This window comes from Glaciimonas sp. Gout2, assembly GCF_035018905.1.
Taxonomy (GTDB): domain Bacteria; phylum Pseudomonadota; class Gammaproteobacteria; order Burkholderiales; family Burkholderiaceae_D; genus Glaciimonas.
In genome coordinates this window covers 44,913-71,216 of sequence record NZ_JASJXA010000003.1, presented here as the reverse complement: position 1 = coordinate 71,216, position 26,304 = coordinate 44,913, and the positions used below count along the sequence as shown (strand labels likewise).

The window sequence follows — 26,304 nt, the reverse complement described above, 5'->3', positions numbered from 1 at the left end:
CGACACGGATAATTTATCGGCAGCTCTATAAGACGGGGTTGACGGCCAGGCTATCAGTGTTGCACACTATTCCGGCGTATAAAAAACAAGAACCATCAACGCATTTTTTAACCTCAAGACCCTGTTCAGACACTCAACGGAGAAGACATGAAAATCAAACCAAAAATGAAGATATTAGCTGCCACATTCGTCACCCTGGCTACGGCCGGGTTGATCAGTCCGGCTTCAGCGCAAATTTCAGGCGACGTGGTTAAAATCGGTTTCATTACCGACTTATCCGGCGTGTATGCAGATATCGATGGCCCCGGTGGCGCCAATGCCATCCGAATGGCAATTGCCGATTTCGGCGGAACGCTGAACGGTAAAAAAATTGAATTTATAGTCGCTGATCATCAAAATAAAGCTGATATTGCGGCTAGCAAAGCACGCGAGTGGTTCGATCAGCAAGGCGTCGACATGTTGATTGGTGGCACCAATTCAGCAACCAGTCTGGCCATGGCCAAGGTCGCGGCAGAAAAGAAAAAACCTTTCCTCTCCATCGGTGGTGGCACTGCCCGTTTGACCAATGAAGATTGCACTCCTTACACCATTCATTATGCGTATGACACCGTGGCGCTGGCAAAAGGCACAGGTTCGGCAATCGTTAAGCAAGGTGGTAAATCATGGTACTTTTTGACCGCCGATTATGCGTTTGGCGCGTCACTGGAAAAAGATACATCTGCGGTGGTGAAAGCCAACGGTGGTACGGTGTTAGGTGAAGTCAAGCATCCCCTTTCAGCGGCCGATTTTTCTTCATTCATGTTACAGGCCCAAGCATCCAAGGCACAAATTCTAGGTTTGGCAAACGCTGGTGGCGATACGATTAACTCGATCAAGGCCGCCAACGAATTTGGTTTGACTAAAAACATGAAGCTGGCCGGTCTTCTGATGTTTATCAACGATGTGCATTCTCTCGGTCTGAAGCTGACCCAAGGCATGTACCTGACCGACGGTTGGTACTGGGATCAAAATGAAGAAAGCCGCGCTTGGGCGAAAAAATATTTTGCCAAGGAAAAGAAAGAACCATCGATGCTACATGCCGCCGATTATTCAGCAACCATGTTTTATCTGAATGCGGTTAAAGCCGCCGGTACTGACGATGGTGAGAAAGTCATGGCGCAAATGCGCAAAACCAAAGTTAATGACTTCTTCGCCAAAAATGGTGAGATCCGTCCAGACGGCAGCATGGTCCATGAGATGTACCTGATGCAAGTCAAGACGCCAGCAGAATCCAAATATCCTTGGGATTACTACAAAGTCATTCAAACGATTCCAGGCGATCAGGCATTCACCACCAAAGCAGAATCAAAATGCTCACTCTGGAAATAAGCAAACTCTAAAAACTTGAAAAAAAAACGGCGACGACGTGCATTTAAGGTCGTCGCCGTGGTATTTCAGATCAGCTTATAAGCCTACATAAATATCGCCTCAACCGCTGCGAAACAAACGTTGACAAAGTTCTGTGCGCAGCATAAAACGTGATGCGCGACCGGCTCAGTATTCAAGATGCACAATAAGCCGCCCAGCTTTTAGCTGCTTCTTATAATGCAGCGCTATAAATGGCATGCGCATCAGCCCGGGTAACTTCGCGTGGGTTGTTGCCTAGCAGTCGTGTTTGCAGCATTGCATCGTCCGCCAGACGATCAAGATCAGTCGCCTTAATCCCAACTTGCTGCAACCGCGTTTCAATCCCTAGTTCTTGGGCCAGCCTCGTCATTGCCATAATCATGGTCTCGGCACGTGCTTCAGCGCTGCCGCTTGCAGATGGCGCGATGATGTCGGCCAGCTCTGCGTATTGCGGCGCTGCAATCGGCGCGTTAAAACGCAAAACATGCGACAACACTAAAGAGTTCGATAGTCCATGCGGAACATGAAAAATGCCGCCAATCGGATAGGCCAGCGCGTGCACCGCACCTACTGGCGCATTCGCGAAGGCTTGCCCAGCTAAAAGCGCCCCCAGCAGCATGGCTTGTCGGGCGGCCAAATTGCGGCCATCTCTGCACGCTGGAAGAATGTTATTCCATAACAACGTCAGGGCTTGTCGCGCCAGCATATCTGATAGTGGATTTTTCTTCACCTTGCTGGTGTAAGCTTCAATCGCATGCACCATGGCGTCGATGCCGGTAGCAGCAGTAATGTGCGATGGTAAGCCGAGCGTCAATTCGGCATCCAGTAACGCCAGATCGGCATAAAGTTGCGGCGCAACGACGCCCATTTTGGTCGTCTCGCCGGTCGTCACAATCGCAATCGGGGTTGCCTCTGATCCCGTCCCGGCGGTCGTCGGAATCTGCACCAGCGGCAGGCGATGACCGTTGATATTACCGATGCCATACATCGTATCAAGTGCTTGCGCTCCTCCGGCTAACACAGCGATCAGTTTGGCGACGTCCATAGAACTACCACCGCCCAATCCGATCACCACATCAATCTGATGCTGTCGCGCGAAAGCAGCCGCCTGTAACACTACGGCTTCAGGTGGATCGGCCACTACTTCGGAAAAAATCTGTACCGTTAGACCGGCGCTGCGTACGTTGGCCACAATTGGATCAACCAGACCGGTAGATAAAAAGCCACTATCGGTGACGATCAGCACACATTTCGCCGCGGGAAAGCGTTGCGTCAAGAGTGCGCCGAGACGCTTGGTCGCACCAGGCTCAGAATGAATGTGCGCCACGGTGTCGAAACTAAATGGATTGAGAACGGCTGCTTGCATCATGACCTCCTGTTTAAAGCACTTCCAGCATTATGGACCGAACCGCTGTCTAGCGACTTATTGACGCGCTTATTGGCATACTTATGGGCACGCTTAATGTCACGCTTAATGGCACGCTTATTGCACTTTTAAATGCAAAAGCTGCGACTGCCGAATATTTCCGCAGCCGCAGCAATCTTATCTAAAAAATCTGACTCAATCGCTAGAATTTATCGATTTACAATAGCTTTTGGCATCCTTAACATTATCACTGCAGCGATCACCAATGAAACGGCGATAAGGTACAGACCAATATCTGTACTATGCGTCTTGTCCTTAATCCATCCGACGAGGTAAGGACTGACGAAACCGGCAAGGTTACCGACCGAATTAATCAGCGCAATACCCGCTGCCGCTGCCGCACCACCCAAAAATGCGGTTGGCACTGACCAGAACTGGCAGAGTGCTGCCAGGATACCGACTGTTGCGACGGTCAAGGTTAGAATGGCTAATACTGTGTTGTCCGCATAAAAGGTACTGAACACCAAACCGATGGCGCCCAACACCGCAGGTGCCGCAACGTGCCAGCGGCGCTCATTCATGCGATCAGCACTACGACCTACCAATACCATCACGATCGCGGCAGCGCCATATGGAATCATCGTCAGCAACCCAATATCGAGCGCATCAGTAACGCCGGATGCCTTGATCAAGGTTGGCAACCAAAAACCGACTCCGTAAAGTCCCATCACGATACCGAAGTAGCCTGCACACAACACCCAGACGCGTTTGGTTTTAAATGCGCCCATGGCACTATGCACTTCCAGATTGCCTTGATCGCCCGCGATATTTTTTTCCAATAACGATTTCTCCGCTGGCGTCAGCCATTTGGACACGTTGATCTTATCGTCAAGATAAAAGAACACAGCAATACCGGTCAAGACCGATGGAATCGCTTCCAGCAAAAACAACCATTGCCAGCCAGGAAGGCCATTGACGCCATGAAACCTGTTTAAAATCCAGCCCGAGAGCGGTCCACCGACGACTCCGGCAATAGGGATACCAGTCATGAACAGCGCGGTGATTTTTGCGCGACGTGCGGCAGGATACCAGTAGGTCAGATACAGAATGATGCCAGGGAAAAAGCCAGCTTCAGCAACCCCCAGAAGAAAACGCAGCAAATAAAACATGGTTGGCGTCTTTACAAACACCATCGCTGCCGCAACAACGCCCCAAGTGACCATTATTCGCGCAATCCATTTACGCGCACCATAACGATGTAAGGCGATGTTACTTGGCACTTCAAACAGAAAATAGCCGATGAAAAAGATCCCTGCACCTAGTCCATAAACGGTTTCGCTGAACTTTAAATCTGACAGCATTTGTAGTTTGGCGAAACCGACGTTCACCCGATCCAGGTAAGCGAATACGTAGCATATGAATAGAAACGGAATCAGACGCCAGGTCACCTTGGCATACGTTTCCTCCTCAAAGCTCTTTTCTTGCGTGGTATTGCCAGTTGCTGTTTTTAACATCGTTATCTCCATGTAATTATTGTATTGGGTGGTTCTTGGTCACACACTGTCTAGTCGACTATTCGCCACTTCAGAATCAATTTAGTAGCGCACGTTTTATATTCCTTAATCGAAGATGTACGGCGGGATCACCGCGGGTCGTCATTCCATCAGTTACAAACAACCGGCTAACATGTCCACGACTACAGACTAGCCTCGCTGGTGATGCTGGCAATATTACGCCCAGTTATATAAGCAACAACACCATCCTCAGAATGGTGCAACGCAAAAGCGCAATAAGCAGTAACTAATCTTTCTCTTTCCGTTACATGCTTACGTTCCTCAGCATGATTGGAACGGCACGCTCAAGATGCAACCCCTGTCTGACCCCTGTCTGGCTGGGTTCGTATTTGGGCTTATATCTCTGCTCATATATACCGACTCATCACACAATTTGAAATTGCCTCGATCTGGTTTGTTATGCATTTTCTTTTCCCACTAGAGGCTTGCATGATTATGCAGTTCTTAACATTATTCACTAGATGTTTATGATTATTATATTGCCAAACTTCTCGTAGAATACAACGTTGCAGCCATGTTTTCCAGATCACCAACATAAATAAGAATAGCGACTTTAGGTCAGCCTTCGTTAAGGTCAATAAAAGGGCGAAAATATATTATCTGTTAGTCAGCTTACGGTCGCTGAGGGAAGAACTAACCGTGAGTTTTTGGACATTCAGGAACACACGGGAGCGAGACGCAATTGGGGTACCTTGATTATGTACAGCCATCGTGCATCCTTCGATTGGGCAAATTAGTTCAAATTGGTTGATGAAATTAATTAAACATTACGTCATAGTGGTGCTAATTAATTAATGTCATACTTTCTTCACTTGCTAAGACTATTCCTTTGCTATTCTGTCGAAAGAACGTTCTTATGATAAAACAAATTATTATTTCTGGCGTAAAAAACACTATTAGCGTAATGTTACTTATAAGAACATATTCCACAACATATCTTTAGACGCTGACATGAAAGAGTCGCAATGCTTAACTTCGAAGAAGACATTGATAACCCACAGCTTTTTACCCATTTCGGCACCTCTAGTCCCTGCTGGAGATTAACAACCGATAGCGATGCACTCGATTTATCTGGCGACGTTAATTCAGTCACCGTTTCAGTTGAACTCTCTCCGGCACAAGCTCGGGACGTTCGATCAATGACCGGGGTCACTTCAAGCATAGCGATTTCAGTAACTATTTTTGGCAACCCCATTCGCCTTCATCTCGTGGGTAGAAAAACTGATACCTGGTTATGGGGCGGGACTGCAGCGCAATACGGGGATACAGATACTGTCGCAAAGGACTTAGAAAGCGGTCTCTCATTTGCTGAACAAGTTGTCTCCGAGGTTAACTCATTAGTCGTCATCATCGACAGCGCAGGAAAAATTCAACGATTCAATCGGCTGTGCGAAGAAGTGACAGGCGTCATGGAATCCGATGTTGTGGGTAAAAATGCTTTGGATTTGTTTGTCCACGAGAAACAACGCGAAGACACGCGGTCAAATGTCAATAGTTTTTTTCACCGCGAAAAGACTTACGAAACATTGCGCCCCATCAATACAAAGAAAGGGGTGCGAATCATAAAGTGGCGCAACACCATCATCGAATCTGGAAGCGGCGTACAAGAAAAATTTCTGGTCTGCTCTGGTACCGATGTGACCGACGAACTTCGTACGCAAGAGCGAATGGTCGAGATGGCTACAACGGACATGTTGACCGGTTTGCCGAACCGCAATGCTATTCAAGATAAAATCACAACCGCCATTGCGCCACCGAATGCTGAAGCCTTTGCGCTAATATTCCTTGATTTGGATAACTTTAAGAAAGTGAATGACCATTATGGCCATATCACCGGTGACGAGCTTATTAAAGAAGTGTCCGTTGCTCTTTCATCATGCCTTACAGAAAAGGATGTGCTAGCGCGAATCGGTGGAGATGAATTCCTGATCATGATAGCTAGTCCTTCGCAGGACGTTATTGAGGCTACCGCGCAACGTATTTTGGAACGGATGAAGTTGCCGTTCCACCTTAAACGCACAGAAGTCTATTCCGGCTGTTCAATTGGTATTGCCATGTTCCCGGAACATGGGGCAAACCTCGAAGAGTTGATTCGAAGCGCCGACACCGCAATGTATGTCGCTAAGGACAACGGTAAACGCACATTTTGTATATTTTCAAGGGAGATGAATAAAAAAGCCAGCGAATACGTGTGGCTTGACACTAACATGCGCAACGCACTGGCTGATAATCAGTTCGAGTTGTACTACCAACCGAAAGTATCGCTTTTGACTGGCAAGGTGGATAGCGTTGAAGCCTTAATTCGCTGGAATCATCCAGAGCGAGGCCTAATCATGCCGGGTGAGTTTATACCTTATGCTGAAGAGACCGGATTGATCGTTCCACTCGGGCGCTGGGTGATGGAGACAGCTGCCAAGCAAGCTGGAGCATGGAAGAAGCAAGGCCTTAACGTGCGCGTAGCCATTAATATATCGGCCCGCCAATTACGTATTCCAACCATCATAGAAGACTTTACAAAAGCCATTCTGTCTAACGATTTATGTCCATCCATGGTCGACATTGAGTTAACCGAGAGCTGCCTGATAGAGGACGAAAAACTAGCCCATCGTCTTATTCGGATGTTCCGCGAACTGGGCGCAGAAGTACATCTGGATGACTTCGGTACTGGCTACTCGTCGCTATCGCAATTATCCCGTTTACCATTAGACGTCATTAAACTCGACGGCAGCTTCATCCATTCGATTCACACCGATGCCAAAGCCCAGGCCTTAGTCCGTTCTATGGTTGCAGTAGGTCATGAGTTGAGTCTAAAAATTGTGGCTGAGTGCGTCGAAACACCCGAGCAAGCAGAATTTCTGCGTAATATAGGAATTGACTACGCGCAGGGTTATCTGTTTGCAAAACCGATGAAACTGTCAGATTTTAACGCTTGGATGCCAGCATCCTCTAACAAGGTCGTGCGCCTCGTGACAAAGGCACGCTCTATTTAATGCAAAATCAATACCTATTTACTAGTGCGCATTCGCACCGGAATCTGAATTAAAGCAGACTTGAGAATAGCTTTCCCTCGGGAATTTATGCTACTTCGGCGTGCTCAGGAATAGTTATTCTTGAACACGCCGAGTCAATGAAAAGCGTTAGCAGCTCACCGATAAATAAAATGTGCCAACACGCATCCGCCTTTGCAACGCGATTTAACCGTTGGACAACGATACGCTCGACGACGCTTGTTTGTCTGGTCCGGCATTTACTACAGTAGATGTGGCCAGACCTTCATTTGAAGAAATCGCAGCGGGTTTAATACCGCGCTTATTTTGAAGCAGTACCAAACGCTCCATATAAGCGAGATCTTTCTCTTGCAGACGAAACGCCGACTCCGCCCAATCTTCAGTGATATCAAGCAGTTCCGTCTTCGTAATCGGCAATACGCGCCGACGGGTTCGCAGCATGGCGCGAATCCCGTTGAGCTTTGGCCTGACGTTATCAATGAAAGTGCGCGTTGCCTTATAAGCCTCGCCCGGCTCGAATAAGCGATCAACTAATCCTTTTTCGTGGTGCCAGGTTGCACTATGCGCTTCACCCGTGCTGATAAGCTGTTCGGCAAGGCGCATATGCGCCTTCCGGGCGACCAACGAATAAGCTCCCATGCCAGGGTATAGGTTAAACGCAATTTCTGGAAAGCCTAGCTTCGCGTCCTTTTGCGCCAATACATATTCGTGCGCCAAAGCAGCTTCAAAACCACCTCCTAAAGCGGTTCCTTCTATCATTGCAATCGTAATGGCACCAACCCCAAAGCCATTCATCGCCTCATAGACGGCGTCGACACAAGCGCGGGCATATGCCATTAATGGTGCGCGCTCACCCGACCTGATATGCTGCGCAAAGTAAGATAGATCGCCACCCACATTGTAAAGGCCGGGCACCGTTGAACCAGTGACCCAAAAATCGATCGGTAGATGACACTCACGCGCCGCACGCGTGAGATTTGAAATGTCCTTCAGAAGTTCGGGGTTGAAACAGGGCCGAGGATGCGCGTGTAGCATCATCCACATTACATTTCGCTCAGCCTCGTACCACGCGGACATTTGAGATAGGTTACCGGCTTCGATAAAACGCCGGGTTTTAGGGTGATTGAATAATGGCATTCAGAAACTAGTCTAAGAGAGTAGATGCGGATCGTAAAAAAGTTATAGCTAAACGATCCCGTTGAATAGCATAAGAAATCAGTTTTATCTATCCATCCTGAGCCCAAAAAAATTCATCTTTTGGGCAATACATTTTCTTGCCACCTTAATCTCGGAAAGAGCTTGTATTGCCAACCATGCCATGCAATAAGTCCGCATCAACGCAGGTTTCAGAAAAAACCGAACGCTTATCAACAGCGCCGCAACAATTAAAAAAGGATGGACAACAAAAAGGTTTAAGAAATTAAACACATAGCCATTTTTTTCTATATTGCAGTAAGCGTAAGCTAAAAAAATGCAGAACATAAAATCCGGCAAACCAAACATAATCCGACAAAGTTTAAAGGATTTTTTACACAGAAATTTATAACCCAGAAAATAGTGTACAACTGCGCTACCTCGTAATTCAAACCACGAGAAGTTAGCTACATCCACATATTTATAGGGAATTTTCACATTCAAACTATCAGAAAGATGTTTTATTACAACAACCGTGAAGCTAAGAATTTTTTATTTTACAACATTTCCAAGAATAAATTGTGGTCTAAAAACACATGAAAATAAAAGAATTTTCCCACTGGATATAGAAAAAAAAAGCCAAATTAAAGTTTAATAACTTACAAACTAATCTATAACACGCAACCCATTCATAATCGCGGTAATACCAAAGCAGACAGCATATTCATTACCGTTCGACAATATTCCGACATTTGCTATTTTTCGAAGGAAATTACTCTATGTTGTTTGACCTGACTGATTTACGCTTATTTATATATATCGCTGAGTTGAAAAGTCTTACCCGCAGTGCCGAGCGAATTCACATGTCTCTTGCCGCTGCCAGCAGCCGGGTCAAGGCGTTGGAAGGACGCTTCGGTATGCGGCTGATTTATCGAGAAAATAAAGGCATTTGCCTTTCGCCCGCAGGCGAAACTTTTTTACATCACGCACAGCAATTCATGCAACAGGTTGAACGACTGACAAGCGATTTGCAGCAATACAACAATGGCATCAAAGGTCATATTCGGATTTTCGCCAACACTACTGCCGTAACAGAATTCATGCCAGAAGTTCTCGGTGCTTTTCTCACCAAGTATCCGCATGTCAACATTTCACTCGAAGAGCGACTCAATCAGGGTATTTTGCAAGGCATACTGGAAGGTACTGCAGACATCGGTATTGTCGCGGGACCAGTTCACAATCAAGGCCTTGAGATTATTAATTTTTCGACCGACCGATTGGTTTTGGTGACGGCGGTCAATCATCCGCTTGCGGTAACCGGCAATATCACCTTTGCCGACACAATTCCTTACGAGCAAATCGGCTTGTATGAAGGAAGTTCGCTACAGCATTTTTTGCATCAAATCGTCTCTGAGAGCGGAAAAACCCTACGATTACGGATTAAGGTACGGAGTTTTGAAGCCATGTGTCGGATGGTTGAAACTAATGTCGGTATCGCCGTCATGCCCCAATCAGCTGCGCAGCGCCACAGTCACACCATGCAACTTTCTATCATTGAACTGGATGAACCATGGGCACTACGTGAAAGAAGTATCGTGGTACAGAAATTAGATATTTTGCCGGTATATGCGCGCGAACTGGTCAATTTTATCCGCGCTTCCACACTCTCTAAGGCGATGTCTTAAATCGACAATAAACCGCAGCAATCAACAGGACGCGCTCGGATGAGCGCACTAGAATAGCGCCTCATAAAATCATGGTCTGGCTTATAGACTGATTCCATCAAAATCGCACCGATCTGCTTATATCTGACAGTCGGTTTATGAATTAAAATTGCATTCAAAACCTGACACACCAAAAGAAATTTCAGTGTAAAAATACGCATGGATCAACGCGATAGTTGCTCAGACCAATAACTATTGAAGATAAATAGTGTTTTTTCTATGCAATACCTACGGTTATTGCATGTAACCCGTCACAGACTGTGACTAAAGGATTATCATCACGCAACGATACCGATTACGGCGATTATTTGATCAACGATGGCGTATCGAAATTTACCAATGGAGTTAAATCATGAGCAAGGGTCAAGATACAAAAAAAGCGGTAAAGAAAGAACCAGCCAAGACAATGAAAGAAAAAAAGGCTGATAAAAAAGTTAAAAAAGAAGAAAAGAAACGTCAATAAGTCATTAACCAATGCTCCTTGGGCATTAGTCATTGGGTATTTATGCTCTGTAACGGTAATGTGTGCCACCTAGAAAATGTTGCCTGGCAACTAGTATCTAACTATAAGCACTCAAAGTTCGGAGTGGGCACAGATAGCATAGCCAAAAAAAAGCGACCATCTGGTCGCATTTTTTTCAACTAAGATAAATCGCTATTTCAGACGTTTTGCAGGTGCATCGCCTGCCTTGTAGTACGGCACTTCCAGTCGTGGTAAAGGTGTACGCCCACGAATTAAATCAGCAATTTTTTCCGCGATCATAATCGTTGGAGCATTCAAATTACCAGTGGTGATAATCGGCATAATCGATGCATCAACTACGCGTAATCCTTCAATTCCATGTACGCGCCCCTGCGCATCAACCACCGCCATTTCGTCCACTCCCATTTTGTTTGAACAAGATGGATGGAACGCTGTTTCTGCATGGTCACGGACAAACTGATCAAGCTCAGCATCCGTCTGCACATTTTTGCCTGGAGAAATTTCGTTGCCAGCATAAGCGGCCAATGCTTGCTGGCCAATGATCTCGCGAGTAATGCGAATACCAGCGCGGAACTCTTGCCAATCCTGATCATCAGACATGTAGTTAAACAGAATGCTCGGATGATCACGTGGATCTTTCGAAAGCAACTGAATACGCCCCCGACTTAACGAGCGCATCGACCCCATATGCGCTTGAAAGCTATGCACTTTAATCGGATTACTACCGTTGTAATTGATCGCCACCGGCAAAAAATGATACTGAATATTTGGCCATTCAAAGCGTTCATCAGAACGAATAAACCCACCAGCTTCAAACTGGTTGCTAGCCCCGGTTCCGGTTCCCATAAACAACCATTGCGCCCCAATCACTGGCTGATTGTATAGCTTCAATGCGGGTGCAAGTGAGACCTGTTGCTTGCATTCATACTGCTGATAAACTTCCAGATGATCCTGTAAGTTCGCTCCTACACCAAGCAGATCTTGTACCACAGGGATGCCATGTTGGCGTAGTAATGTTGCCGGTCCGACACCTGATCGCTGTAAAATTTGGGGCGACGCAATTGCCCCCGAACACAACAACACCTCCTGTTTAGCGCGAGATACAACTGACTTATCGCGATGTAGATAGGCGACGCCGATAGCGCGCTTTCCGGAGAATAGAATGCGATCCGTCAATGCATGTGTCTGGATATGCAAGTTGGGACGACCACGCGCCTGATCCAGATAACCGCGCGCGGTACTGGCACGACGACCATTAGGCGTGGTGGTGCGATCCATCGGACCGAAACCCTCCTGCTGAAATCCATTGAGATCATCGGTTCTGGGATATCCCGCCTGAACCCCGGCCTCAACCATAGCGTGAAACAATACATTATTCCCCGCCTTTGGCGTGGTCACGCTAACCGGCCCTTCTCCGCCGTGATAATCATTGCCGCCGACGTCGCGGGTTTCCGCTTTTTTGAAGTAGGGAAGACAATCCAGATAAGACCAGCTCTCCAGTCCATCAAGTTGCGCCCAACCGTCATAGTCCATCGCGTTGCCGCGGATGTAGCACATGCCGTTAATAAGCGATGATCCACCGAGCCCCTTACCGCGCCCACATTCCATCCGGCGATTATTCATAAACGGCTCGGGATCGGTTTCGTAGGCCCAGTTGTAGCGACGTCCTTGGAGCGGGAAAGCCAATGCGGCTGGCATCTGCGTACGGAAATCGAGCCGGTAATCCGGGCCGCCAGCCTCTAGCAATAGCACGGTAACGTCCGGGTCTTCGGTCAGGCGGGCCGCTAGAACGTTGCCAGCGGAACCAGCTCCGATGATGATGTAGTCGTATTCTTTTGATTGGTGCAAGAGATCACTCCTTCGGTTTTTTTGAGGTAATTTCAGCTACGTTGAAGATGAGTTATAACGTTCACGCGTTTTAGGTTCATGTATTTTATGGTCATCTCTAATTAACGCAGCTCTTACTCTGTGGATGCTCGGCAAATAAAGTAAGACCGTCACCAGACGCCCTAAAATACCGACGAAAAACCACCTAACTCCACCTGAATCGACTTAACACGCGTGTAATGCTGCAACGTAGCCAAGCCATTCTCCCGCCCGACTCCCGACTGTTTATACCCGCCAACTGGCATCTCAGCCGCTGATTCACCCCACGTATTAATCCAGCAAATCCCCGCTTCCAACTGATGAATTACCCGATGCGCAAGGCTTATATTCTCCGTGATCAAACCAGCCGCTAATCCATACTGCGTATCATTGGCGCGGCGAATCACCTCGTCCTCGTCATCAAACACCAAAATACTCATCACCGGGCCAAAAATCTCTTCCCTGACAATCTTCATCTCGTCATGGCAATCAGTGAACACGGTTGGCTGCACAAACGCGCCCCTCGTAAAATCACCGTGCATTTCACGCTCACCACCGATGAGTAATCGCGCACCTTCCGCAATCCCGGAAGCGATATAACCCAGCACGTTATTCATGTGCGCAAAACTGACCAGAGGCCCAAAATTTGTATTCATGTCTTGCGGATCACCAAGACGGACGCGTGCAACTCGTTCCAACACCATGGCCTCGAACGACTCTTTCAACGAGCGATGTACAAACACTCTCGTGCCGTTGGTGCAGACCTGACCAGAACTGTAGAAATTAGCCATCACTGCAACATCAGCGGCGCGCTCCAGATCAGCGTCGGCAAACACGATCAATGGCGACTTACCGCCCAACTCCATCGTTACTTCTTTTAGTGTTGAACCTGAAGCACTGGCCATCACTTTTTTGCCAGTAGTGGTACCACCAGTGAACGATACTTTTGCCACGCCAGGGTGTTCTGTCAACCACGCTCCAACTTCACTACCACCTGTTAGCACGTTAAAAACACCATCCGGCAAACCTGCCTCCGTATAAATTTCTGCTAATTTTAAGGTCGTCAGCGACGTCACCTCGCTTGGCTTAAAAACCATCGCATTTCCCGCAGCCAGCGCAGGTGCTGATTTCCACAATGCAATTTGAATCGGATAATTCCATGCGCCGATGCCGACCACGACGCCAAGCGGTTCACGCCGAGTATAGACAAATGCACTTTCACGCAAAGGGATTTGCTGGCCTTCTATCGATGGCACTAAACCGGCGTAGTACTCCAACACGTCCGCACCGGTGACGATATCGACGTAGCGTGTTTCCGACAGAGCTTTTCCGGTATCCAGGGTTTCGATGGCTGCCAATTCATCATTACGCTCACGCAAAATTTCCACGGCGCCGCGCAGTATGCGTGAACGTTGCATGGCAGTCATCGCCGCCCAAACACGTTGGCCTTTTTTTGCGCTATCAACCGCTAAATCAACGTCGGCTTTTGAGGCGCATTGCAGTTCCGCCAGCACTTCGCCATTAGCGGGATTGATGCTTTCAAAGGTTTTTCCACCAGTTGCGTCGACTCGACGACCGTCAATATAAAGCTGTTGCAATGGAAAGACTGACATAGGAGTTCCTTCGTTCTTCGATAGTTTCAGTTGGCTTGACGCAACTGCATATTCAGGTATTCATAGGCAATTTGACGGGCAGCGCTGACATCAAACTTTTCAGCCGACAGCGATCCACGCAACCATAATCCATCGACAATTGCCGCCAAACCGCGTGCCGCCTGACGCGCCTGCGCCAATGCTAACGTGCGTCCAAATTGACTGCATAAGTTGGAATAAAGACGGCGATCATTCACTCGTTGGAGGCGCCTTAACGCTGGTTGATGCATGCTTGACGACCAAAAAGCAAACCATGTTTTCATCACCGGGCCGCTAATCTGATTGTCGCTAAAATTAGTATCGACTAATGCCATTAACTGATTTCGGGCAGTATCTTCTGGCCCCGACAATGTATGTCGACGACGCGATGAATCGTCGCTTAGATCGCGCAATATCTGACGCATGGTCGCTTCCAACAAACCGCTTTTATCACCGAAATAGTGGCTGATAATCCCTGTAGACAGTCCCGCCTCACGCGCAATCAATACAATCGTCGCATCCGCGAGACCGACACGGTCAATCACGGCAAGTGTTGCCTGAATTAATTGCTGCCGTCGTAAAGGCAGCATTTCGTTTCTTTTTCTCACTATTTCTCCGCTAAAGCCGCCGAGAATGGCAAATAGCCAATCCGTTTCATCACTTGAGTGTACTTTAAATTGATTGGACGTTCAATCAATTTTATATTCAAGCACATTATGCATCAAGCAAAAAAAAACCACTCTTCAATTGAGTGGTTTTCAAAAAATTTCACAGTGATTTCGCTAGCAAATTTAAATGCTAAAAATGCAATTTATAAAACGCCACAACTCCCGTGGGTAATTCGTAAACCGTCGACCAGCAATACCAGGCAATCACTACACATAAATTGCTATTCATCCGGCAACATTACCTAGCGCAATTTAGCCAATTAATCACTCAGAGTCGCAATGACGGGGGCGTGATCTGATGGCTGCTCCCATTTACGCGGCACTTTGTCGATCACGCAAGCCGTACATTTCGCAGCTAGTGGCGGCGACAATAAAATATGATCAATACGCATGCCGCGGTTCAGGCGAAATCCCATGCGTCGATAATCCCACCAGCTAAATAGCTTATCTGCTTGATCGAACATCCGAAATGCGTCGGTCAGATCCAAATGCTGCAAGCGCACGAACGCGGCACGTTCCGGTGGTGACACCAGATTTTCACCGACCCACGCGGCGGGATCGTAGACATCACGATCTTCTGGTGCGATATTGTAATCGCCCAGCAACGCAAGATTCGAATGTAACTTTCGCTCGGCATCCAGATAGTCGTGCAAGGCATCTAGCCACTTCAGCTTGTATTGATATTTATCTGATTCCAACGATTGTCCGTTCGGAATATAGGCGCAGACGATGCGAATTCCGGCGATCGTGGCGGTCAGCAAACGTTGTTGCTCATCTTCGAATAGCGGATTATTTTTTACGACATCCTCGATAGGATGGCGTGCAATGATTGCCACCCCGTTATACGTTTTCTGCCCGCTAAACACGACGTGAAAACCAGCCGCTTCTATTTCAGCCTGAGGAAATTTATCGTCAGTCATTTTGGTTTCTTGCACCGCCAACACATCAACCGGATTATCGGCTAACCATTGCAGAACTTGCGGTAAGCGTACTTTGATAGAGTTAACATTCCAGGTGGCGATTTTCAACATTATTTCGAATCCTTGATTAAAACGAGTTTTTCAGCAGTTTATCGTAGATTTTTAGCATTTCACGTTTCGTCTCAATACCGGCGATGACTATCACCTGACCTGCCCTGCTTTTCTGTGAACGCGCCCGAAGCTTTATCAAAAAACAATCGGAAGAGGATCGTCGTTTACATCACCCATAAGCCTCGCTTATGCTCAAACCAACATATGGTTTTCACTCTATGTCATCTGCATTTATTTACATTTAGGCTTGTCGCTTTAGAAAAATAAGAACATACTCAAAAATAATTGGGCCGAAGAATTTAATAAAAACTCGCCAATGAGACATGAATCTGTTCACCCTGTATGAATGAAACGAGCACTGCCCTGACCTTTCAATAAAAGATGAAGGCGATGGTCCGTCGATCTATTTTAGGAATTACGCAAAACTGTCCTAGCAACGGACATATCAACACAGCCAACGAATACAGCATGCTGTTTCGAGTAGGTCGGGCCTCGTAGGTCGGGCCTCGTAGGTCGGGCCTCGTAGGTCAAGCCGCTTAGGTGGCTAGGAAAGCGCAGCGCAGTTGAGACGATTTTGGGTAAGTTCTATATTTACTGGAGAAGTGCAATGCCATTGCCCCTTCGCTCAATGCCCGACCACGGCAAAAAATGCCATTTATATCGCCGCCTAAAGTCATGCAGGCCACGCTCATGAACACTCAACTAAAAGTGATTGTGCGTCTGCTAGTTATGGCCGCGTACGTGTTGCTCTCGGCTAACGTCCGAGCGGAGATAGTTGATAAATACTGGACACCGCTGCAAGACATGTATTACCACGGAAAAAAAATAGAACCCGGTCCCTTTATTCACTTGACTGCTCCGCGCCGCGCCGATAGCGGTGCACAAGTACCGTTTGTCTTTAGCGTCGATTATCCGATGCTGGCTGAAAAATACATCAAATCAGTGGCGATATATGTCGACCAAAATCCGGTTCCCCTGGCTGCTACTTTTTACTTTAATCCACTCAGCGGTAAAGCAGAAATTTCCACAAGAATCCGCCTTGAAAGTGATTCTCTTGTCCATGTAGTAGCTCAAGCAAATGATGGTCGACTCTACATAAACGCGGTCCCCATTCGCGCTGAAGGCGGCTGTGGTGGTACCGTAGATGGCGACGAAGCGGCAGCCAAAGCCTCGGCAGGAAAGATGCGGTTAGCCATAGAGAAACCACTGAAGATAGGCAGTCTCAATCGGGTGAAGCTATTAATCAAACATCCAATGTTCACTGGACTACAAAAAGATCTTGCGACGCAGTCCTTTCGCCCAGCCTTTTTTATCAATAAAATCGAGGCAAAATATAACGGCAAAATCGTCATGCATGCCGATACCTTCATAGGAATTAGCGAGGACCCAAATGTACAATTTGGATTTATACCCGACAAACCTGGCAAGCTTGAGCTGACGATAAAAGATAATGAAGGTGAGACATTCAGTGCATCAATTGATGTCGAGGAAAGCTAACCTGATGCAGAGATTTCGTTCACACTATTTCACCGCCTTGCTAACGACCGCGTTATTGACAGCACTCAGCGGTTTTCACCAAACGCAAGCCAAGCCACTGTCAGTAACCGAGGTAGCTGCCGGTGTGTATGTTCATCAGGGCGTGCATGAAGATTTTGATGAGAACTATCACGGTGATATAGCAAATATAGGTTTTGTCATCGGCGCTGATGCCGTTGCTGTCATTGATACCGGTGGCTCGTACAAAACCGGGGTGTCTTTGAAAGAAGCGCTTCGGCTCATCAGCAAACTCCCCATACGCTATGTAATCAATACCCATGTTCATCCTGATCATATCTTTGGCAACGCGGCATTTACCGATGATCATCCGGTTTTTCTCGGACATGAAAATTTGCCGCATGCGATGGCGTTACGCAAGGACGCCTATTTACGCAATCTTAAAACCGAGTTAGGTACGGATGCTGATCGTAGCAAAATTATTGCCCCCACTGAGACTGTCAGCAAACCTCGGCAAATCGATTTAGGCAATCGCGTTCTTGAACTAAAAGCATGGCCAACCGCACATACCAATACCGACTTGACCGTATTCGATACGAACACCAAGACCCTCTGGACCGGCGACTTGCTGTTCGTTGAAAGAACACCCTCGATCGATGGCGATATTAAAGGCTGGCTCAGTGTGATTGCGCCCCTAGAAGAAATGCAGGCTAATCTGACGATACCGGGCCACGGTCCGGCAACCAAAAATAAGAATGCCGCATTTGAAGATGAGCGTAGGTATTTGGAAATACTGTTAAAAGATGTCAGGACCAGCATCAAAAATGGCGAAGACATGACCCGCGCCATGGGTTCGGCCGCTCAAACAGAAAAATCACGATGGATGCTTTTTGACAGGGTGAATCGCCGCAACGTCAATTTAATTTATCCGGTATTGGAATGGGAATAAACATGACGACAAACTGGTCAGTCCATATTAGGGACCGTTTCCTCGACCTCAACCAACGTGCCAACGCAGGAACCTGCGCGATGAGATAAATATAAACTAACTACGCGGCCCGAAACGTCACTAGAACCATAAAAAAAATCCATGCTAAAAAATTCGTTGTTCACATTACTGGTTTTGCTTTCATTTACAACGCCTGCAATGTCTATAACGCCCGCGCTCCCAAGCGTGGGTAATCCTCATATTCTGGTGCTGGCAGGTTCCTGTGCAGCATGCCATGGAACCAACGGATTAAGCCTGGGCGGAACGCCAGTCCTCGCCGGATTAGATAAAGGCTATTTCGTCAAGCGAATGCTAGAGTATCAAAAGCAAACTGAATCAACCGAGGTCATGCCGCAACAAGCGCGGGCACTGACATCTGAAGAACTCATCCTGCTTGGAGAATACTTTTCGATGCAACCAAGATCATTTACTCGCTTTCAAAGTCACTCCTTGAAATCTCATTCTCAAACAAGGTTCGGTGAATAAAATGGATCGTCGGGAAATTTTAAAATATAGCGTTGGCGGTGCATTATGGGCATCCATGTCGTCACCGGTATATGCAAACCAAAAAAAATTAGGACGCGTGGTGATCATCGGTGCAGGCTATGGCGGTGCCACTGCAGCGAAATATTTAAGAATGTGGAGCGGCGGGAAAATAGAAGTGTTTGTGATTGAACCGAATCCCCATTTTGTATCATGCCCGGTCAGCAATCTTGTTCTTGGTGGAGAGAAAACACTGGACGATATAACCCTTCCCTATGACCTCCTGAAACATAATCACGGGATACATTGGATACAGGATAAAGTAGTCGCCATTGATCCCGATAAAGCGGAAGTACGCTTTACCAAAGGAAAGCTTTCTTACGATAAGTTGATCGTCGCGACAGGCATCGATTTTATGTATGAAAGTATGCCGACGCTGAACAATAAAGAAGCGCAAGAAAAGATTCCTCATGCGTGGAAAGCCGGACCACAAACACAAAATCTGCGAAATCAATTGTTGGCGATGCCGGACGGCGGCGTGTTTGCTATCACGATTCCAGCGCTGCCTTATCGCTGCCCACCAGGGCCATATGAACGCGCATGCCAGGTAGCCTTCTATTTAAAAAATCACAAGCCCAAATCGAAAGTGCTGGTGCTGGATGCCAATCCCGCCATCACTTCAAAGAGACCGTTGTTCGAGCGCGCATGGTTAGATTTATATCCCGGCATGGTTGAGTATATTCCCAGCAGCAGCATACAAGACATTGACGTGGCTACCCGCACCGTAAAAACGGATTTTGACAAAGTAAAATCCGATGTATTAAACGTGATTCCCCCCCAAAGAGCTAGCGTACTAACTATCGATACCGGCCTTGCAAACGTTAGTCGACGTTGGTGCGAAGTTGATTTTCTGACTTACGAGTCAACAGTATTTCCCAACATTCACGTCATCGGCGATGCAGTAGATTCAGGACTACCCAAATCTGCTCACATCGCCACCTCGCAAGCGAAAGTGTGCGCTAATGCGCTAGCGTTTATGATGGGAAACGAAAAGCCCGACCCGGCTCCGGTATTTGCGAACACTTGTTATAGCTACGCCGACGACAAAACGGCAATGCATGTAACGACAGTGTATCGCTATGATGCAGCGGAAAAATTAATGAAATCGTCACCGGGCGGTGGCATTTCGGCCCATGCATCTTCTCAAGAATTTGCAGATGCGCAATATTGGGCACTCAATATTTGGGCAGATGTGTTGACCTAAATCACAGATCCAAACGAGACTGCATTACGTTACCTGCGTTGCTCATTAAAAAATGTCCCTCCGAACTTCAAAGGGACATTTTTGATAGAGTCGATTGTCGATTAAATAGATCACCATTTTTTATAGCAATCTATCAACCAAATCTTGATACATTACTTAACGGTTATCACATCCCGATACATCGGAGCGAGTTGTGCCAGAAGTTGATTTTGGTCCCGAAACGGAATGTTCATCGCATCCATCGATTTCTGCAACTCTTCCACCAATGCATTAAATTGCGGCTTATTGATGTGAAGGCTGGCATGTGCCGCTTTCATACTAAGGCCTTGATAGGTACACGGACCACTTAAGAGCTGACAAAATTGCTCGACGAGTTCTGCCTTGATTCGGACCTGATTGGCCGGACCAAATACAGGACCGGTCAGAGGGTTCGCCACCAGTCGCACCATAAAATCATCCATCAATTTAACGAGGCCCGGCTTCTCGCCAAACGCCTCATACACAGCAACCGGGGCTGGCTTCATTAATGGCGTATTTTGAAGCGGCGGACTTTGAGCCAGCAGATTTGTTGACATCATGCCGGCAGCGGAGAATAGCAGAGTATAAAGAATTTTTTTCATGTTAATGCCCCGAAATTTAAAATGCTATCTGTGAAGAAAGAAAGACACCGGTCTGCTTCCGATTGTTGACCAGCACCGGCGCAATGTGACCTAAATCAATATATGCCAGCGTGAACGAAACATTTTTGGTCGGGGCGTAAGCAATAAAAATATCCTTCCAGTCTTCTTCGCGCAGGCCGTTCGCCGGCAAAGGCAAGGTGTTGCCCACTCTCCGCAGATTGTCTGGTTTGAAGCGATATTCGGCACCTATAACGATTTTTCTCGTAACCAAATAAGCGACTGATAGTTCCGGTTCGAATTTGTAATTATTTTCACCGACGGCACCACCAAAACCTAACAAGCCATTTTGATTAGCTCTTGTAGCCCGCAACGTGGCGTTGACCAAAATTCCCTGGGCTAAAAATAATTTAGTCGCATTCACGTAGAAATCTGTGTCGCTGTTCTTCGCGCCCAACGCAGAAATGACCGGGGCGAACGATCCTGCATCCGTGTGTTTATACTCCATCCCGACTGAAATTTGCGGCATGAATGAATCGCTGTCCAGGATCGCATCACCGGCAACCTTTACCTTCACACCTAAAATATCCATCCTTATGTGTTGGTTGTTACTCACATTAAAACCCAAGCCGTTGACGCCAACTACCGGCGACGCATTAAAGTCTTGACGTGCCAGACTGACTTCCACGCGGTCCATAATTCCCACAGCCGCGCCATAGGTCGTCAACGAATAGTCATTTACTACCGCGCGCGATATATGTGCCGTTCCGCCAATTTGATCTGCTGTAGCATTGCTTCCAATCACAGCCCACGGCGTCAATCCCCCGCCTGCCGCACCGTCAATTGAACTCACACCGCCGGTCAGTAGCAGTTTTCCCGTATCTGCATGCACACTCACGGAAATCAACAAACCAACCATCGCCACCATAGTGGTGTTTATACGCATATCGTCCTCCTAAAATTTGTCCATCCCGATAGATTCGGACGCCAAAGGCGAAACCGATCAACATTTTTTTTAACCCGTACGTTGATACGCAGTAACTAACCAAGCGGATTCAAAAATAGTTTTTCTTTTTTTTATATTTTTAGGCGTCCACAGTTTTTGATAAATTTCTGGTGAATAAAACGATGATCAATCGATGTTTTGAATAGAAAGTACGACTGACTTTCAGAGGGTGGCTTATTACTGGCGATATTTTTATGATCAAGTCTGGGATTTAAATAGCGGGGAGAACGAACGCTGTAATATTCGACTTAGGATAAGCGCCAGCGCGGTTTTATTCTCTGCGCTATGATCGAAGCGAAGCAAAGCAACACAAAGCATTTAAATTGTCGCTCCTACCAACAGGCGACTATCAACAGCAAAGCAGAATAGAAAGAGAAGAAAAATGATCTATGAAATGCGTACTTATCATTGTGCACCAGGACGATTACCAGCGTTGAATAACCGATTTGAAACAATTACACTCAAATTCTGGGAGCAGTATGGGATTCGGCAAGTCGGATTTTGGACGACGTTGGTGGGTGCAAGCAACCAAACGTTGACTTATATGTTGCAATGGGAAAGCTTAGCGGAACGTGAGACCAAGTGGAACGCGTTTGCCAGCGATCCGGAATGGCTGGCGAAACGTGCAGAAACAGAGGCACAAGCGATTATTGTCGAGAGAATTGAAAATCAATTTCTGACACCAACGTCCTATTCCGCGATGCGTTAATACTCGGGGACCAATACAGCAACTAATATAGCGCCTAAAACGGACAGACGATTATGTGGGTCCCTTTTTTATTCCATCAAATATCGAGAATGAAAAAGTTGAAGTGGAAAAATAGGCGCAGTATTCTATTTCACCCGATCAGCAAGACGCCCAGCGAAAAACCGTCGCAAAATACCGCTTGAATAGTGGCTGGCAACTTCACCTAAAAATGACCCAAAATCAACGTGGGCGCTGGCGTCAGCGCGATCAGAAATGGTGCGTAACACCGCGCAAGATACCCCGTATTCAAAACAAATTTGCGCCACGGCAGCGCCTTCCATCTCAACGGCCAGGGCATCGGGCAAATCAGCTAAGATGTTATTCGTTTTTTCAAGGTCAGCCACAAACTGGTCACCGCTGGCAATTAACCCAATATGCAAGACTGGTTGACCAATCTGAAAATGTCGCCGCACATGAGCTGGCACAATACTTTGCAAATCTTCTCTTAAAAAAATATCAGCGGCAGTTTTCAATTCGGCGCTAAGTGCGATATCTGCCATAAATTCGGCGATTCCCAATAGCGGTACCTCGTGATGCGGAAATAGCGGACGCGCATCCAGGTCGTGTTGGATTAAGCGGTCTGCGATAACGATATCGCCCACCGCAACCTGCGCGCCAATTCCACCCGCAAGTCCCGTAAAAACAATCTCAGTGACCCCAAACTCTCTGATCAATGTCACCGCCGTCGCCGCCGCAGCGACCTTACCAATTCTGGCAAGAACCACCACACAGGCCTGTCCATCCAGTTCACCCACGTGATAATCCCGCATACCGATCCGTTGCACATGATTGCCGCTCTGCTTTGTCATCACGCTGATCAAGTCGGCGACTTCATCATGCATCGCCGCTAGTATTCCTATAGCCATTATTTCTCCTGAGTGCGGCATGTATGTGTTGCTGAATTTTGTTGCGTATTTTGCTCAATTCATCGCTTGCTGATCCGTCACTCGACAAACTTTTTATTGTTGACCTTGGCGACGATATCATCACAAACGCGCCGCGAGTTCATGATCGTAGTATGCAGGGAAGGGACAACAATCGACGGAATATTCGCCATTTGCGTTTCAGAAACGGTCAGAATTCCGTCATTCGCTTCACCGCCAAAAGGAGACCAGCGCCCGCGTGGTCCGGCGCTTCCAGCGTAGATAGTGGTGGGGACTGCGGGGATGGGCAACTGCCTGGTCCAATCTTGTTGCCCAAGAAATTGGCCAATTTCGCCTGTCATCAGTTTGAACAAACGCCAACGCGAAAAGGTGCGCGCCATTTGACTGGCTTGCATGGGAGGTGCCAGAAAAAAACATGCTTCTGGTTGTTGCACCAGATCCGGCAAAGCCGCAAGAGTAAGCAGGCAACCAAGCGAATGTCCGATGACAATATAACGCTGCCCAGCTACATTCCGCGCTAAATAGTGATGCAGCTTTTTTACGCATGGATCCCATCGTTCGAATGCTGCAGAGTAGCCGAACAACGCCGGGCGCAGTCCTGCAGCGCGCAAACGAGCAGCAAGAATCAGCATCGACAAAGGGGTGCGCCCCATTCCATGGACCAGGATAGCGCGCACTTTTGTAGCGCTTTTGTCGGTTATCGCGGCATGATCGGCATCCATGATGACGGCTATTAGTCTCTTTTCTGTAATTGCTTTTCGAACTCGACATCCAGTTTGCTGACGCGCTTAGGTTTTTGCGGTCCATAGGCGTTAACAAACTTGACAAACGCATCCAGTTCCAATGGTTCGCTAACCCGAATAGGAAGATCGTCACCCGCATTTTGAGCCAGAATAAATAACTCAGTCGCTGTGCGGATCATTGAATAGCGCAAATCAGTGCTTCGGGCATTGAGGCGTTCAATAGCATAGGTGGCGCGGGTAGATCTCATAATTTACTCCTGATATACATTTTTTCCTGATCCCTGAAGATTCTTGATAACCTTAATGCAAGGATGTAATATAGTTCCGGGCGCTTTTGGGTGGATCTGCCTCATTGCTTTCAGACTTAATTAGCCTCATAAGGCTTTCCCGCGCATGCTGCATTGCGCGTTTTCAACTAAGGCCAGGTCAGCGTCGTTGAGGCGATAAACTATCCCGATAGTTTCAGACAATTTCAAACAATTTCAGAGCGTGCGATTACTTTCAAAGACCAGGCGCTGGCCGGTTACCGGATCGTTAAGAGAAATCGATTTCGCCAGCAACTTTAGTGGCGACGACCAGTCATCGCCTTTGCATGGATTAATCGTCGGATAAAAAATGTCATTAACGATAGGCATACCAAGCGCTGCCATGTGAACGCGTAACTGATGTTTCTTCCCCGTTAGCGGTTGCAATCGATACAAACTATTTTCTTCCCGATGTTCGATCAAATCAATCTGCGTTTCAGAGTTTGGCTCTCCGTCAACTTCTTCCATCCGAAAAAAAGGCGTACCCTCCACCATGCGGCTACGGTGTATCAACGGAAAAGCCATTTGCGGCATGGTCGGTGCCAACGCTTCATAAACCTTCTTCACTAAACGCTGCTGAAATAATGACTGATAAGCGCCACGCGTCGCAATGTCGAGTGAAAACATCATCACTCCCGCGGTTTCTCTATCAAGTCGGTGAATCGGCGAAAGTTCTGACAGGCCCGTCTTCTTTTTCAATCGTACCAATAGTGTCTCACGCAAAAAGCGCCCCGCCGGAATCACCGGCAGAAAATGGGGCTTATCCACCACCAACAAACGCTCATCCTGATACAGGATGACTTCTTCAAAAGGAATCGGCGTTTCTGCATCCAGCGCGCGATAATAATAGATACGACAACCATGCCGATACGGTGCCGATGATGTCAGCTTGACGCCGTTAACATCCGCCACCTGGCCGCTCTCCATCCGTGCAATCCACGTCGCTGCGGGAATAGCCGGAAAGCGTTGAATCAAAAATGTCAGCAAATCCGGCCAGTCGCCCGCTGGCAACCAGACATAACTGGGCGCAACACCGTCGACGATAGGCAGCGGTGACGATTCCGGGGACAAAGAAAGTTCGGTCACTTCTGCCGTTATGCATTCCTCTGTCTTGACTCCGGACGTAGTGGCGGTCGCTCTCATGAAAGGTTCAGTTGCCAGTAACCAACGTCAATCCACGTATCCGATTTAATGCCGACTTCTCGAAAAACGCCGACCTTTTCAAAACCCATTTTTTCGTGCAAAGCCACGCTACCGGCATTGGGCAGCGCAATCCCGCCGATCACGGTATGAACGGGAAGTTTTTCCAGACCGTCCAACAGCGCACGATACAACATTGTTCCGAGGCCCTTTCCAGCAGCGTTATCCGATAGATAAACCGAGCTTTCCACCGCCTGCGCGTAGGCGGCACGCGCGCGCCATTTAGTCGCGTAGGCGTAACCCTGGATTATGCCGCTATGGTCACCATCGTCGCCATCGTCAACACATACCAACCAGGGAAAAGACGCCGTGATATCCAGGATGCGCTGCGCCATCTCCGGCACGCTTACAGCGACCGTCTCAAAACTAATGTTTGTATTCAATACATAGGGATTGTAAATGTCGCAGATTGCGGCGGCATCGCTGACCGTCGCGGGACGAATAATATAAGTCATAGTGTGGATATGAAGAAAGGAAACTGCCGGCGTAAAAATAAGTTATTCACAGTCAAATCCGAAGTAACCCCCGCGACAAACAACTACGGCATAACGAACTCAACCAGCGAATGACTGTAATGATAACGCGCTATTGATAACCATGCGGAATTGCCAATGCGCCAACAATCGAAGGATGATGAAAAAATAGCTACTCCCATACCTGATAATGGAGATAAATATTGATTATAAAGTAACAAAATACA

Annotated in this window: 21 protein-coding genes and 1 pseudogene; 8 read left to right on the top strand and 14 right to left on the bottom strand. The window is 47.4% G+C overall.

Annotated elements, in window-relative coordinates:
- The first annotated feature begins 165 nt into the window (after positions 1–165).
- Complete coding sequence (locus QN379_RS04000) at positions 166–1,368, top strand: ABC transporter substrate-binding protein (protein WP_322240482.1); 1,203 nt, start codon at positions 166–168, stop codon at positions 1,366–1,368.
- Positions 1,369–1,579: 211 nt separating this feature from the next.
- Here QN379_RS04000 and QN379_RS03995 read toward each other — a convergent pair whose 3' ends face one another.
- Positions 1,580–2,755, bottom strand: a complete 1,176-nt coding sequence (locus tag QN379_RS03995; protein WP_322236300.1) for an iron-containing alcohol dehydrogenase — start codon at positions 2,753–2,755, stop codon at positions 1,580–1,582.
- A gap of 206 nt (positions 2,756–2,961) precedes the next feature.
- Complete coding sequence (locus QN379_RS03990; protein ID WP_322236297.1) at positions 2,962–4,266, bottom strand: MFS transporter; 1,305 nt, start codon at positions 4,264–4,266, stop codon at positions 2,962–2,964.
- A 1,025-nt stretch (positions 4,267–5,291) separates the two neighbouring features.
- On the opposite strand from QN379_RS03990, the gene pdeR reads away from it, so the two are divergent.
- On the top strand, positions 5,292–7,316 hold the full coding sequence (gene pdeR, locus QN379_RS03985) for a cyclic di-GMP phosphodiesterase (RefSeq protein WP_322236295.1): 2,025 nt from the start codon (positions 5,292–5,294) through the stop codon (positions 7,314–7,316).
- Positions 7,317–7,631: 315 nt separating this feature from the next.
- On the opposite strand, the pseudogene QN379_RS03980 reads toward pdeR, so the two are convergent.
- Positions 7,632–8,471: pseudogene (locus tag QN379_RS03980) on the bottom strand (crotonase/enoyl-CoA hydratase family protein); the annotation flags it as partial.
- Between the two features lie 776 nt (positions 8,472–9,247).
- On the opposite strand from QN379_RS03980, the gene QN379_RS03975 reads away from it, so the two are divergent.
- Positions 9,248–10,153, top strand: coding sequence for a LysR substrate-binding domain-containing protein (locus tag QN379_RS03975; RefSeq protein ID WP_322236293.1), 906 nt, complete (start codon positions 9,248–9,250; stop codon positions 10,151–10,153).
- A gap of 694 nt (positions 10,154–10,847) precedes the next feature.
- On the opposite strand, the gene betA is transcribed toward QN379_RS03975, so the two are convergent.
- From betA to xth, 4 genes are all read right to left on the bottom strand, one after another.
- Positions 10,848–12,524, bottom strand: coding sequence for a choline dehydrogenase (gene betA / locus QN379_RS03970; protein WP_322236291.1), 1,677 nt, complete (start codon positions 12,522–12,524; stop codon positions 10,848–10,850).
- 161 nt (positions 12,525–12,685) lie between these two features.
- Positions 12,686–14,155: a betaine-aldehyde dehydrogenase gene (gene betB / locus QN379_RS03965; protein ID WP_323506074.1), complete on the bottom strand. Its 1,470-nt coding sequence runs from the start codon at positions 14,153–14,155 to the stop codon at positions 12,686–12,688.
- Positions 14,156–14,181: 26 nt separating this feature from the next.
- Positions 14,182–14,763: a transcriptional regulator BetI gene (betI, locus tag QN379_RS03960; protein ID WP_322236286.1), complete on the bottom strand. Its 582-nt coding sequence runs from the start codon at positions 14,761–14,763 to the stop codon at positions 14,182–14,184.
- A gap of 338 nt (positions 14,764–15,101) precedes the next feature.
- Complete coding sequence (gene xth, locus QN379_RS03955) at positions 15,102–15,869, bottom strand: exodeoxyribonuclease III (RefSeq protein WP_322240480.1); 768 nt, start codon at positions 15,867–15,869, stop codon at positions 15,102–15,104.
- A 693-nt stretch (positions 15,870–16,562) separates the two neighbouring features.
- Here xth and QN379_RS03950 point away from each other — a divergent pair.
- From QN379_RS03950 to QN379_RS03935, 4 genes are all read left to right on the top strand, one after another.
- On the top strand, positions 16,563–17,369 hold the full coding sequence (locus QN379_RS03950; protein ID WP_322236285.1) for a quinoprotein dehydrogenase-associated SoxYZ-like carrier: 807 nt from the start codon (positions 16,563–16,565) through the stop codon (positions 17,367–17,369).
- A 4-nt stretch (positions 17,370–17,373) separates the two neighbouring features.
- Positions 17,374–18,315: a quinoprotein relay system zinc metallohydrolase 2 gene (locus QN379_RS03945; protein WP_322236283.1), complete on the top strand. Its 942-nt coding sequence runs from the start codon at positions 17,374–17,376 to the stop codon at positions 18,313–18,315.
- Between the two features lie 141 nt (positions 18,316–18,456).
- Positions 18,457–18,840, top strand: coding sequence for a hypothetical protein (locus QN379_RS03940; RefSeq protein WP_322236281.1), 384 nt, complete (start codon positions 18,457–18,459; stop codon positions 18,838–18,840).
- 1 nt (position 18,841) lies between these two features.
- Entirely contained in the window at positions 18,842–20,101 is a 1,260-nt protein-coding gene (locus QN379_RS03935; protein ID WP_322236279.1) for an NAD(P)/FAD-dependent oxidoreductase, read from the top strand.
- A gap of 152 nt (positions 20,102–20,253) precedes the next feature.
- Here QN379_RS03935 and QN379_RS03930 read toward each other — a convergent pair whose 3' ends face one another.
- Both QN379_RS03930 and QN379_RS03925 read right to left on the bottom strand, forming a co-directional pair.
- A complete protein-coding gene (locus QN379_RS03930) occupies positions 20,254–20,721 on the bottom strand; it encodes a group 1 truncated hemoglobin (RefSeq protein ID WP_322236277.1) in 468 nt (155 codons plus the stop codon).
- Positions 20,722–20,737: 16 nt separating this feature from the next.
- A complete protein-coding gene (locus tag QN379_RS03925; protein ID WP_322236275.1) occupies positions 20,738–21,664 on the bottom strand; it encodes a DUF3034 family protein in 927 nt (308 codons plus the stop codon).
- Positions 21,665–22,106: 442 nt separating this feature from the next.
- Between QN379_RS03925 and QN379_RS03920 the strand changes: the two genes are divergently transcribed.
- Positions 22,107–22,433, top strand: coding sequence for an NIPSNAP family protein (locus tag QN379_RS03920; RefSeq protein WP_322236273.1), 327 nt, complete (start codon positions 22,107–22,109; stop codon positions 22,431–22,433).
- A gap of 125 nt (positions 22,434–22,558) precedes the next feature.
- Here the strand turns inward: QN379_RS03920 and QN379_RS03915 are convergent, their stop codons facing one another.
- The 5 genes from QN379_RS03915 to QN379_RS03895 form a co-directional block, all read right to left on the bottom strand.
- A complete protein-coding gene (locus tag QN379_RS03915; RefSeq protein ID WP_323506073.1) occupies positions 22,559–23,338 on the bottom strand; it encodes a 5'-methylthioadenosine/adenosylhomocysteine nucleosidase in 780 nt (259 codons plus the stop codon).
- A 77-nt stretch (positions 23,339–23,415) separates the two neighbouring features.
- The gene (locus QN379_RS03910) at positions 23,416–24,078 is read right to left on the bottom strand and encodes an alpha/beta hydrolase (protein WP_323506072.1); all 663 of its coding nucleotides are present in this window, start codon (positions 24,076–24,078) and stop codon (positions 23,416–23,418) included.
- Positions 24,079–24,089: 11 nt separating this feature from the next.
- Positions 24,090–24,347, bottom strand: coding sequence for a hypothetical protein (locus QN379_RS03905; RefSeq protein WP_323506071.1), 258 nt, complete (start codon positions 24,345–24,347; stop codon positions 24,090–24,092).
- Between the two features lie 234 nt (positions 24,348–24,581).
- Complete coding sequence (locus tag QN379_RS03900) at positions 24,582–25,547, bottom strand: RluA family pseudouridine synthase (RefSeq protein ID WP_323506070.1); 966 nt, start codon at positions 25,545–25,547, stop codon at positions 24,582–24,584.
- Positions 25,544–26,059 (bottom strand): arsinothricin resistance N-acetyltransferase ArsN1 family B, encoded by a 516-nt coding sequence (locus QN379_RS03895; protein WP_322236263.1) that lies wholly within the window; start codon positions 26,057–26,059, stop codon positions 25,544–25,546. Before QN379_RS03895 ends, QN379_RS03900 begins: the two co-directional genes overlap by 4 nt.
- Positions 26,060–26,304: the final 245 nt, after the last annotated feature.